The sequence below is a fragment of the Bizionia myxarmorum genome, from assembly GCF_008086205.1.
In the GTDB taxonomy this organism is placed as follows: Bacteria; Bacteroidota; Bacteroidia; order Flavobacteriales; family Flavobacteriaceae; genus Algorimicrobium; species Algorimicrobium myxarmorum.
Genome location: NZ_VSKK01000003.1, coordinates 301,338 through 312,910, shown reverse-complemented (window position 1 = coordinate 312,910; position 11,573 = coordinate 301,338). Strand labels below are relative to the sequence as shown.

11 protein-coding genes are annotated in these 11,573 nt (G+C 35.3%); 6 read left to right on the top strand and 5 right to left on the bottom strand.

Annotated features, from left to right (window positions below):
* Window positions 1–28 precede the first annotated feature (28 nt).
* Both ade and ES674_RS12630 read left to right on the top strand, forming a co-directional pair.
* Entirely contained in the window at window positions 29–1,648 is a 1,620-nt protein-coding gene (gene ade / locus ES674_RS12635) for an adenine deaminase (protein WP_148404516.1), read from the top strand.
* Between the two features lies 1 nt (window position 1,649).
* Window positions 1,650–2,606: a YheT family hydrolase gene (locus tag ES674_RS12630; protein WP_148404514.1), complete on the top strand. Its 957-nt coding sequence runs from the start codon at window positions 1,650–1,652 to the stop codon at window positions 2,604–2,606.
* Between the two features lie 96 nt (window positions 2,607–2,702).
* Here ES674_RS12630 and ES674_RS12625 read toward each other — a convergent pair whose 3' ends face one another.
* Entirely contained in the window at window positions 2,703–3,680 is a 978-nt protein-coding gene (locus ES674_RS12625; protein WP_148404512.1) for an NAD(P)H-dependent flavin oxidoreductase, read from the bottom strand.
* Between the two features lie 155 nt (window positions 3,681–3,835).
* On the opposite strand from ES674_RS12625, the gene ES674_RS12620 reads away from it, so the two are divergent.
* The 4 genes from ES674_RS12620 (at window position 3,836) to ES674_RS12605 (ending at window position 7,540) form a co-directional block, all read left to right on the top strand.
* Window positions 3,836–5,374, top strand: a complete 1,539-nt coding sequence (locus ES674_RS12620; RefSeq protein ID WP_148404510.1) for a YifB family Mg chelatase-like AAA ATPase — start codon at window positions 3,836–3,838, stop codon at window positions 5,372–5,374.
* 146 nt (window positions 5,375–5,520) lie between these two features.
* Entirely contained in the window at window positions 5,521–6,033 is a 513-nt protein-coding gene (locus ES674_RS12615) for a hypothetical protein (protein ID WP_148404508.1), read from the top strand.
* Between the two features lie 8 nt (window positions 6,034–6,041).
* A complete protein-coding gene (locus ES674_RS12610) occupies window positions 6,042–6,743 on the top strand; it encodes a hypothetical protein (protein WP_148404506.1) in 702 nt (233 codons plus the stop codon).
* Window positions 6,719–7,540, top strand: a complete 822-nt coding sequence (locus ES674_RS12605; RefSeq protein WP_246126044.1) for a sensor histidine kinase — start codon at window positions 6,719–6,721, stop codon at window positions 7,538–7,540. Before ES674_RS12610 ends, ES674_RS12605 begins: the two co-directional genes overlap by 25 nt.
* Here the strand turns inward: ES674_RS12605 and ES674_RS12600 are convergent.
* The 4 genes from ES674_RS12600 to ES674_RS12585 all read right to left on the bottom strand — a co-directional run bounded on the left by ES674_RS12600 (window position 7,537) and on the right by ES674_RS12585 (window position 11,515).
* Complete coding sequence (locus ES674_RS12600) at window positions 7,537–8,235, bottom strand: RluA family pseudouridine synthase (RefSeq protein WP_148404504.1); 699 nt, start codon at window positions 8,233–8,235, stop codon at window positions 7,537–7,539. The genes ES674_RS12605 and ES674_RS12600 overlap by 4 nt on opposite strands.
* Window positions 8,236–8,513: 278 nt before the next feature.
* Window positions 8,514–9,332 (bottom strand): 3-methyl-2-oxobutanoate hydroxymethyltransferase, encoded by an 819-nt coding sequence (gene panB, locus ES674_RS12595; protein WP_148404502.1) that lies wholly within the window; start codon window positions 9,330–9,332, stop codon window positions 8,514–8,516.
* Window positions 9,333–9,490: 158 nt separating this feature from the next.
* Window positions 9,491–10,915: an L-serine ammonia-lyase gene (locus ES674_RS12590; RefSeq protein ID WP_148404501.1), complete on the bottom strand. Its 1,425-nt coding sequence runs from the start codon at window positions 10,913–10,915 to the stop codon at window positions 9,491–9,493.
* Between the two features lie 87 nt (window positions 10,916–11,002).
* The gene (locus ES674_RS12585) at window positions 11,003–11,515 is read right to left on the bottom strand and encodes a collagen-like triple helix repeat-containing protein (RefSeq protein ID WP_148404499.1); all 513 of its coding nucleotides are present in this window, start codon (window positions 11,513–11,515) and stop codon (window positions 11,003–11,005) included.
* Window positions 11,516–11,573: the final 58 nt, after the last annotated feature.

Sequence of the window (11,573 nt, the reverse complement as noted above, 5' to 3'; positions counted from 1 at the left end):
AAATAAGTAGCTTTACCAAAACTAGTTTATGAAAATTCAAGGACAGATTGTAGATATTCCTAACAAGCGTATTTTTTCGGGTGAAATCACAGTTGAAAATGGAAAAATTACTGTTATTGAAGAAGTTGCACATACTATCAAAACATTCATAATGCCAGGTTTTGTAGATTCTCATATTCATATTGAAAGTTCCATGTTGGTGCCTAGTGAATTTGCTAGAATAGCCGTTACTCATGGTACGGTTACCACGGTTTCTGATCCGCACGAAATTGCCAACGTTTTAGGTATTGAAGGAGTAGAATTCATGATAAAAAATGGCAAGCAAACGCCTTTTAAATTCAATTTTGGCGCACCGTCTTGTGTTCCGGCTACTACTTTTGAATCGGCCGGCGCTGTGATTGATTCGGAAGGCATACGAAAATTAATGGCAAACCCTGATATTACCTATTTAGCCGAAATGATGAATTATCCTGGCGTTTTATTTGATGATGAAGAGGTTCTGAAAAAAATTTCTTGGGCCAAACATAATAATAAACCGGTTGATGGTCATGCGCCCGGTTTGCGTGGCGATGATATTTCAAAATATATAAATGCCGGAATAACTACTGATCATGAGTGTTTCACCTATGAAGAAGGTTTGGAGAAACTTCAAAAAGGTATGAAAGTCTTAATCCGAGAGGGTAGTGCGGCCAAAAATTTTGAAGCTTTAATAGATTTACTTCCGAAATATTATGAAAATATGATGTTTTGCAGTGATGATAAACATCCAGACGACCTATTACTAGGTCATATTAACCAGTTGTGCGCGCGAGCAGTTACCAAAGGTTATGATGTGTTCCAAATTTTACAAATGGCTTGTATAAACCCTGTAAAGCATTACAAACTTAAGGTAGGCTTACTGAAAGTAAATGATCCTGCCGATTTTATTGTGGTGGAAGATTTAATAAATTTTAAAACCCTTCAAACCTATATAGATGGTCACGTGGTTTTTAAAAATGGAAAATCTTTAATTCCGCATACGTCCTTTGAAATTCTTAATAATTTTCAAACTTCAAAAAAACAGCCTTCAGACTTCAGAATTGAATCTTCAGCTGAAAAAATTCGCGTTATAGAAGCTCTAGAAGGACAATTGGTAACTAATGAATTAATTAAAGACGCTTTACTTGAAAATGGCAATATCATTTCAAATATAGAAAAAGACATTTTAAAAATGACGGTGGTAAATCGGTATAACGATGACAAACCTTCCATGGCATTTATAAAAAACTTCGGCTTAAAATCTGGCGCCATAGCCAGTTCTGTTGGTCACGATTCTCATAATATTATTGCTGTGGGCGTAAGTGATGACGCCATTTGTAAAGCAGTGAATCTTATCATAGAAAATAAAGGCGGTATTTGTGCTGTTTCAGAAACGGACAGTCATATTGTTTCTTTACCCGTGGCTGGTATTATGAGCGATCAGGATGCTAGAACCATTGGTGATGCTTATGGGGAATTAGATAAAATGGCCAAAAAATTAGGAAGCACACTTAATGCGCCCTATATGACCTTAAGTTTCATGGCTTTGTTAGTTATTCCTGCATTAAAATTGAGCGATAAAGGTTTATTTGATGGGAATACCTTTAAATTTACATCTTTAGAAGTTTAATATGCCCATAGTAGAGTCCACTTATAAACCACCGTTTTTATTTAGAAAAGGCTTTGTTGCAACCGTTTATTCGGGATTAATTAGAAATGTTAATCTTCCGCAAAAGCGAGAACGCATCACGTTATCTGACGGCGATTTTTTAGATTTAGATTGGAGTTACGCTCAAGAAAAAACTGAAAAACTCATTATTATTTTACACGGAATGGAAGGCAGCGCGCAGCGTGCTTACGTTACAGGAACCGCTAAATTATGTAATGAAAATAATATTGATGCGCTATCCGTAAATTTTCGTGGTTGTTCAGGTGAAGATAATTTGTTATTTCAATCGTATCATTCTGGCGCTACAAACGATTTAAATGATGTGATTGCTCATGTTTTAGGAACTAAATCCTATTCGGAAATCTATATTAAAGGTGTTAGTCTAGGTGGAAATGTTACTTTGAAATATTTAGGTGAAGAATCTAATATTCCCAAAGAAGTAAAAGGAGGTATTGCCGTTTCAGTACCTTGTTATTTATCAGGTTCTGCCAAGGAATTACATAAACTTAAAAATGTAGCTTTTCATGAAAAATTCAAGCGCGATTTAATTAGTAAGTTACGTGCCAAAATTGATAGTCACCCTGATAAAATAGATCCTAAAGACTTAAAGGCCATAAAAACGTTGTACGATTTTGATAATTATTACACAGCCAAAGCACACGGATTTATTGATGGATCTGATTATTACGAAAAAAGCAGTTCCTTGCAGTTTCTTCCGAATATTACAGTTCCAACATTAATAATTAATGCCTTAAACGATTCGTTTTTATCATCAGAATGTTATCCGGTGAAAGAAGCGAAAAATAACCCCAATTTGTTTCTAGAAATGCCTAAATATGGCGGACATATGGGCTTTATTCAAAAAGGCGGTTATTATTATAATGAGATTCGGACTTTGGAGTTTATTTTGGAGAATTAAAAGAGGTTTGTTCATTACTTATTTGACGTTCAGTCAGGACTGTTGCTTTTAATATCTAGTTTATTCGTGTTCATTCGTGAAATTCGTGTCTATAATTTACTTATAAATCTCCAAATATTTAGTCTGTTCTTTAATAGCTTCAATAAACTCCTTCTTTAAATCTGAAACCAATTCGGCAACATGCGGCGCATCATGAATGTTTGTTACGCCTTGTCCCGCTGACCAAATAGTTGCCCAAGCTTTGGCATCATCTTTATGTACTGTTAATTCCTCTCCAAAATCGACTTTCTTTTCACGAGTCAACATCTCTTCGGTAATTCCCATGGCTGTAATACTGGGTCCCAAAAAGTTTGCAGCCACGCCAGAAATGGCAGCAGTATAAACAATATCATCTGCTCCGGCTTCAATTATCATATCACGATATTCTTTGGGTGCTTTACTTTCTTGCACATTTATAAAACGAGTTCCCATATAGGCTAAATCGGCACCCATTTGTAAGGCAGAAGCAATATCACGTCCTGTACTTATAGTTCCAGCTAATAAAATAATTTTCTTAAAAAACCGTTTGATTTCCGCAACCAATGGCATCGGATTAATGGTTCCTGCATGACCACCAGCACCAGCAGAAACTAAAATAAGTCCGTCCACACCAGCTTCGGCTGCTTTTTCAGCATGGCGCTTTTTAATAACATCATGAAAAACGAGTCCGCCATAACTATGAACAGAATCCACCAATTCTGAAACAGCTCCTAATGAGGTAATTATTAACGGCACTTTATGCTTTATGCATAATTCTAAATCGGCTTGAACACGCGGATTTGTATTATGAACTATCAAATTGACGCCAAAAGGTGCTGCTTTTTTTCCAGTTTCCTTTTCAAATTCAGAAAGGGCTGTTTTAATTTCTATTAGCCAATCTTCAAAACCTTCACTTGTTCGTTGATTCAAAGCCGGAAACGTTCCAACAATCCCATTTTTACAACATTCAATAACCAATTGTGGTCCGGAAATTAAAAACATTGGTGCTGCAACAACAGGTAATTTTAAATCTTTTATAAAGGAAGCTTTGCTCATTTTTGGTGTATTTTGTTTGGTTACCAAATATAATTAAAATTCATTCATTAGACTTTAATTGAAGTCTTAAGAGTTTCTTAATACTAGAAAAAGCACATAAGCTTTGCCATTTTTTATTCGCGCATTTTTACTACATTTAAGGAAATCAATCAATTATGCTCAAAAAAGTGTTTGGAAGTGCGGTATTTGGAGTAGAAGCAACCACCATAATGGTCGAGGTCAATGTAGACAAAGGCGTCGGATATCATTTAGTGGGTTTACCGGATAATGCCATTAAAGAAAGTAATTTCAGAATTGCAGCTGCACTTCAAAATAATGGTTTTAAAATTCCTGGTAAAAAAATTATTATTAATATGTCGCCAGCCGATTTACGAAAGGAGGGAAGTGCTTACGATTTAACACTTGCCATGGGTATTTTAGCTGCTACCAACCAGATTAAAGCAGATAATTTAGAGGATTATGTTATTATGGGTGAATTGTCCTTGGATGGCACTTTGCAACCCATAAAAGGGGCTTTGCCAATTGCTATAAAAGCGCATGAAGAAGGCTTTAAAGGATTTATTCTCCCAAAACAAAATGCCAAAGAAGCTGCCATCGTTTCCGGCCTAAATGTTTATGGTGTGGATACGATTTCGCAGGTTATCGATTATTTTGATAAAGGCGAAGCGTTAGAGCAAACCATTATTGATGTGAAGGAAGAATTTAATAGAAATCTGAATTTTCCAGAGTTTGATTTTGCTGACGTGAAAGGTCAGGAAGGAATCAAGCGTTGTATGGAAATTGCTGCAGCTGGAGGTCATAATATTATATTAATTGGTCCTCCTGGCGCAGGAAAAACTATGCTTGCCAAACGTTTACCGAGTATCCTTCCTCCAATGACATTGAGTGAGGCTTTGGAAACTACCAAAATTCATTCGGTTGTTGGTCGCGTAAAAGAAAACACCGGATTAATGGCGCAACGGCCTTTTAGAAGTCCGCATCATACCATTTCGAATGTCGCTTTAGTTGGAGGCGGAAGCTATCCACAACCTGGCGAAATTTCTATGTCGCACAACGGTGTTTTATTTTTAGATGAATTACCCGAATTTAAAAGAGACGTTTTAGAAGTTATGCGTCAACCTTTAGAAGATCGGGAAGTCACCATTTCCAGAGCTAAGTTTACGGTAACTTATCCATGTTCATTTATGTTGGTGGCTAGTATGAATCCGAGTCCAAGTGGTTATTTTAACGATCCAAATGCACCTTTAACTTCATCACCAGCGGAAATGCAACGCTATTTGAGTAAAGTGTCTGGCCCTTTATTGGACAGAATTGATATTCATATTGAAGTGACACCAGTCCCTTTTGAAAAATTATCTGATGAACGCAAAGGCGAATCTTCAGTAGACATTAGAAAACGCGTTACAGCAGCAAGAGTAAAACAAACGGAACGTTTCTCAGATTCCGACAGTGTGCATTATAATGCCCAAATGAATGTGAAGCAAATCCGAAAGCATTGCAAACTGGATGATGCTTCCAAAGAATTATTAAAAACAGCTATGGAACGCTTGAATCTCTCTGCTCGTGCTTACGACCGGATTTTAAAAGTGTCCAGAACGATTGCCGATTTGGAAGCCAGTTTAGATATAAACGGTTCACATATAAGTGAAGCCATTCAATATAGAAGTTTAGATCGGGAAGGCTGGTTGGGTTAAGTGAAAATTTTCTGACAATTTCTATCTTATCACCAATAAAAATGGCGGCATAAAAATATATTAAAACGTATTTTAATTCAATAAAAACAAAGCCTATTTCATTCTTTTTTATATTTTTAGAGTCTATTAATCAAACCAACCAAAATATGAAAAGTGTATCCTTATTAATTATTGGTATCATCATTGGTGCTTTAGCCACCTATTATTTTTGTCCTAATTGCACTGGTCATGATGATGAAGTGGAAGGTATTGTTAAACCAGCAGGTGTTATTTCACCTAAAGAAGCCATGATTTTAGATGAAGCTTTTAATTCCAGACATCAATTAATTAGTGATTCCATTGTTATGCGTCCAGATAACCGATCATCTTGGTGGTCTTTGGAAGATGTTAGAAATTATTTAAAATACGCGGAAAATCAATCTCATGAACTAGGTTATCAAATGGATGGCGTGCGTTTATATTTGGGTGCACATCCAGATTCACCTGAAGTAGGCATTGGTTATACCACTATGTTTTTTGTACCAACAGGTACTCAAGCTTTATCAGAAGGATCTAGTTTGCCATTTAATTTTAAACGGCAAGGTGGTGACATACCTGGAGGAGATGGTTTGAATATGTCTGGTGATGGAAATCCACCAAGTGCCAATTATCCACAATAAATTATTTCATGGAAGAGTTTTTAAGAAGTAATTATACTATTTTATCTCTTTCAATTGAAGGTTTAGCCGCTGTAATTGCTTTATTTTGTTTTAAGAAATACAGGTATACAACGGCTAAATTTTTTCTTTTTTTTTTAATATATGTATTTATTTGTGAGCTTTTAAGTAGATATACGTATCAAATATTTGAAGGGCCATTGTACTTTTTAGAAGATACTGTTTTTGAAAAAAATAGTTGGTGGTCAACTTTGTATTGGAATATTGGATCTGTATTATTTTTTAGCTTTTTCTATCACAGTTTAGTTGAAAAGGATAAGTTTAAGAAACTTATAAGATGGATGTGTATCGGGTTTCTAGTTTTAGCTGCTTTTATAATTTCAACAAATTTCAAGAGATATTTTCATACCATGTTTCCGTCACTACTTATTACAGGAGGATTAGTTGTATTAACTTGTGTTTGTCTTTATTTTTATGAATTATTGCAATCAGATAAAATTCTGAATTTCTATAAATCTATTTATTTTTATATCAGTACTACTATTTTTGTTTGGTGGCTTATTACGACACCTTTGATATTTTACAATGTATATTTTACCACTGCCGATTGGAATTTTATAATCTTAAAATGGCAAATTTTCCTATTTGCCAATATGTTTATGTATTTAACCTTTAGCTTTGCTTTATTATGGTGCAAACCGGAGACCCATTAGTCAGCACAGCTGCTGAAAGATATTTGTTAGTGTACATGATTGGTGTATTGCTGCTTATTTGTACTCTTATTATATTAATTTTTATATTTTTTAATAAACGTAAAAATAAATTATTATTAGATAAAATTGAGCGAGAACAGGCGTTTCAAGAAGAAATTTCTAAAACCCAAATTGAGATTCAAGAGCAAACATTAAAAAATATCGGTCAGGAGTTACATGATAATATTGGACAGTTATTATCTGTTGCCAATATGCAAATGAGCATTATGAATATGCAAATTCAAGAACCCTTAAAAGAACAATTCACCGAAACCAAAAATGTGGTTAAGGAGAGTTTAAGCGAATTGCGTGCGCTTTCTAAATCCTTAAATAGTGATGTGATTGTAAATCGTGGTTTTCAGAAGTCGGTTGAAAATGAAATTACGCGCTTAAATAAATTACAAATATTATCAGCTGAATTAGAAATTGTAGGAGATGAAACGCTGTTTACCAATTCAGAAGATAGTATCATCCTATTTCGAATAGTTCAGGAATTTATTTCCAATACGGTAAAATATGCTTCAGCCGCTAGTTTATTAGTATCATTAATTTACAAAAATGAACATTTGATAATCGAAATTTCAGATGATGGAAAAGGATTTGAAGTCAATTCAGTTGAAAAAGGTGCCGGTTTAATTAATATGAAAAATCGTGCAGATTTAATTAATGCTGATTTCAATTTGCACTCGGTTAGTAAAGAAGGCACTAAATTGCAGTTGAAATATCCGTATCGAGAAGAAACGAAATTGAAATTTTAAGCTAGACAAACATCCCAAACGGGATCCTTTGGAAGTGGTGCGGTTACATGAATTACTTCATTAGAAACAGGATGTAAAAACTTTAAATTTCTAGCGTGCAAACTGATGCTGCCATCCGGATTACTTCGGTTAAAACCATATTTCAAATCGCCTTTTATGGGACTTCCAATACTGGCTAATTGTACACGAATTTGATGATGTCTGCCAGTTTCTAAAGATACTTCAATTAAAACGTAGTTGTCCAATTGTTTTAAAATCTGATAGTGTAAAATAGCTTTTTTGCTGTCTTCAGATTTCTTTGGAAAGGCTGTCGATTTATTATTCTTTGGATTCTTCCGCAACCAATGCGTCAAAGTATCGGCTTGCTTTTCTGGTGCATTTTTAACCAAAGCCCAATAGGTTTTATCGGCTTTTCTATCTACAAATAACTTATTTAATCGTGGTAAGGCTTTACTAGTTTTGGCAAACATAACCACACCAGTTGTTGGCCTGTCCAAACGGTGAACCACTCCTAAATAGACATTACCTGGTTTATTGTATTTGTCTTTAATATAATCCTTAACTACGTCGCTTAAAGGTGTGTCGCCAGTTTTATCACCTTGAACAATATCACCAGCACGTTTGTTGATGATGATTAGATGATTATCTTCATATAAGACTTGGAGATTGTTTTTGTTGGAGAGAACTTTTGACACGAATTACACGAATTTACACTAATTAATAAATTTAAAAGACACAGATTACACGAATTGTTTCGCAGAGTTACACGGAGAAAAACACAGAGTTTCTCAGAGAATGATATTCAAACTAAAACTTGATGTCATGGCGGTTTTGTGAGAAAAACAGACGCTGATTACACTGATTTACACGGATGCTTTACTTTGCGCCTTTGCGACTTGGCTAGAAAATGAGGCACAGATTTCAAAAGCATTCCGGTCTAAACTTTGAATCATAAACCTTAACCCTTAAATTATTAATACTGCTCCTCGTCATTCGGAAAGTCAACCGACTTCACATCTTTAGCATATTGCGAAATAGCGTTGGTCATATCTTCATACAAATTCATATATCTGCGTAAAAAACGCGGATTGAATTCGTGGGTCATACCTATCATATCATGTAAAACCAGTACTTGACCATCTACACCTTTTCCAGCCCCAATTCCTATTACTGGAATGCTGACACTTTCAGCAACTTCTTGAGCTAATTTAGCAGGAATTTTTTCTAAAACAATGGCAAAACAGCCAGCTCTTTCAAGCATGAGTGCATCTTCTTTTAGTTTTTCAGCTTCTTCTTCTTCTTTTGCACGAACGGTATACGTTCCGAATTTATAAATGGATTGAGGTGTTAGACCTAAATGTCCCATCACAGGAATTCCTGCATTCAAAATGCGTTTTATAGAATCTTTTACTTCTTTACCACCTTCCAATTTTACAGCATGACCACCACTTTCTTTCATGATTCTGATAGCAGAACGCAAGGCTTCTTTAGGATCACTTTGATAACTTCCAAAAGGTAAATCTACAACCACTAAAGCACGTTCAACCGCACGAACTACGGACGATGCATGATAAATCATTTGATCTAATGTAATAGGCAATGTCGTTTCATGACCGGCCATCACATTACTGGCAGAATCGCCAACCAAAATAACATCTATGCCTGCACCATCAACAATTTTTGCCATGGTATAATCGTAAGCAGTTAACATGGATATTTTTTCGCCTTTGGCTTTCATATCCACCAACGTTTTAACTGTGATGCGTTTGTATTGTTTTTTTGCGACTGACATATATTTGGTTTAAAATGCGTGTAAAATTAATAAAATAAGACTAGTTAGAGATACATTTTTAATTATTTCAATAGATGGATTCAACTACAGAAAAATTTCAAAATAATATCTAAATAATATAAGAGAACAATTATTTTGAAGTTAGTTGAATAAATAGATTAACAATCCGTTAAATTAACGCTAACCGCTAATCCACCTTCACTGGTTTCTTTGTATTTAGAATTCATATCTTTTGCTGTTTCCCACATGGTTTGTACCACTTTGTCTAAAGGTACTTTGACGTTTTTAGGATCTGTTTCAAGTGCTAATTCCGCAGCATTAATCGCTTTTATTGCGCCCATAGAATTCCGCTCAATACAGGGTATTTGTACTAATCCGCCTATAGGATCACAGGTGAGACCTAAATGATGTTCCATAGCAATTTCAGCAGCAATTAAAACTTGATCTGGCGTTCCGCCCATCAATTCGCATAATGCAGCAGCTGCCATGGCAGATGATACGCCAATTTCAGCTTGACAACCACCCATAGCTGCAGAAATAGTCGCACCTTTTTTAAAGATCGAGCCAATTTCACCGGATACTAATAGGAATTTTTTAATGTGCTCAAAATCGGCTTCATGATTTTCAATCACCAAATAATACATTAAAACCGCAGGAATAACGCCAGCACTACCATTTGTAGGAGCAGTAACCACACGGCCTAAAGCCGCGTTTACTTCATTAACTGCTAATGCAAAACAGCTGACCCATTTTAAAATTTGTCGAAATTTAACTTCGGTTTGTCGAATACTTTGTAGCCATGTTTCTGGAGAATCATATGGTACGCCATTGCTTAATTTAGAATGCATATCAAAAGCACGGCGACGCACATTTAAGCCTCCAGGTAAATTTCCTTCTGTATGACAACCAACATACATACATTCCAACATGGTGTTCCAAATACGTTTTAATTCTAAATCAATAGTTTCCTCGTTTCGAATAGATTTTTCGTTTTCTAAAACAACGCCTGAAACCGGCAAGTTTAATTGCTGACAAAACTCTAAAAGCTTAGCGCCATTTTCAACGGGATATGGAAACGTGCAATAAAAAGTAATTTTATTGGCTTTGGAATTTTGACGTTCTTCCTGAACCACAAAACCACCACCAATAGAGTAGTAGTAGGCATGGTTTTTTCGACCATTTATAACGGCCGTAAAACGCATACCGTTGGCATGATACGGTAGAAATTTTCGATTGAAAATAATATCGGTCTTCGGATCGAAATCTATAGAACGTTCATTATTAAAAAACAATTTATTGGTGTTTTTAACCGAAGCAATGATAACTTCAATGGTATCTACTGGAATATATTCTGGATCGGCTCCACTTAAACCAAGCATAACGGCATAATCCGTAGCATGTCCTTTTCCGGTTAAAGAAAGTGAACCATATAAATCGACCGTGATTTTTTCGACCTTATCAAATCTGTTTTTAGCTTTTAAGTCGGCTATCCAACGTTCAGCAGCACGCCAAGGACCCAAAGTATGAGAACTAGACGGACCAACACCAATTTTTAGCATATCAAAGACAGAAATACACTCCATGTAAAAATCATTTTAGATTAAAGGCAAAGATACATTTAGTTTAGCATGTTTCTAAAGAAACCAAAAGGATATTAAACCAGAAAACCCTTAGCGTTTTTCAAATTCTGTAATATTGTAGGCTTCCATTACCGTATTCAAATCAGAGAAGTCTTGTTTACCAGCATTAAATGCAGGAATAACTACAACGCGAAATACTTGATTGCGAGTCCATGAAACATCCAGACTATTAAAATCTACGGTTCCATCTAAAAAGAAGCGCACATTGGTTTGGGTGAAATCGAAATTATAAACTAAAGTGCCTTCACTAAATTCAACTGTTTGTGGCAATAAGCGCCAAACATCTTGATTGTTATTAACTTCCCACAACATATATACTAACGTAACATCAGATGCATACGTTGTAAACCCATAAGGCTCGAAAAATTCAAAATTATTTGAAGCAACAAAATCGAGTTCAATTTCAAAAGAAGGTGCTACTTCAATCTGACCATCAGTCCCTGGCGTACCTTGAGGCCCTGGAGCTCCTGGAAGACCTTGAGGACCTTCACAAGAAGTCAAAATTAAGGCAGAAACGAATAATATAGTTAAAAGCTTTTTCATAATATTTTTATTTTTTAGAACATAAAAGTAGTAATAATAAGGTTCATGTTAGCCTATT

Coding starts and splice junctions, on each gene's coding strand:
- ade (WP_148404516.1), top strand. CDS start 29: ATGAAAATTCAAGGACAGATTGTAGATATTCCTAACAAGCGTATTTTT.
- ES674_RS12630 (WP_148404514.1), top strand. CDS start 1,650: ATGCCCATAGTAGAGTCCACTTATAAACCACCGTTTTTATTTAGAAAA.
- ES674_RS12625 (WP_148404512.1), bottom strand. CDS start 3,680: ATGAGCAAAGCTTCCTTTATAAAAGATTTAAAATTACCTGTTGTTGCA.
- ES674_RS12620 (WP_148404510.1), top strand. CDS start 3,836: ATGCTCAAAAAAGTGTTTGGAAGTGCGGTATTTGGAGTAGAAGCAACC.
- ES674_RS12615 (WP_148404508.1), top strand. CDS start 5,521: ATGAAAAGTGTATCCTTATTAATTATTGGTATCATCATTGGTGCTTTA.
- ES674_RS12610 (WP_148404506.1), top strand. CDS start 6,042: ATGGAAGAGTTTTTAAGAAGTAATTATACTATTTTATCTCTTTCAATT.
- ES674_RS12605 (WP_246126044.1), top strand. CDS start 6,719: ATGGTGCAAACCGGAGACCCATTAGTCAGCACAGCTGCTGAAAGATAT.
- panB (WP_148404502.1), bottom strand. CDS start 9,332: ATGTCAGTCGCAAAAAAACAATACAAACGCATCACAGTTAAAACGTTG.
- ES674_RS12590 (WP_148404501.1), bottom strand. CDS start 10,915: ATGGAGTGTATTTCTGTCTTTGATATGCTAAAAATTGGTGTTGGTCCG.
- ES674_RS12585 (WP_148404499.1), bottom strand. CDS start 11,515: ATGAAAAAGCTTTTAACTATATTATTCGTTTCTGCCTTAATTTTGACT.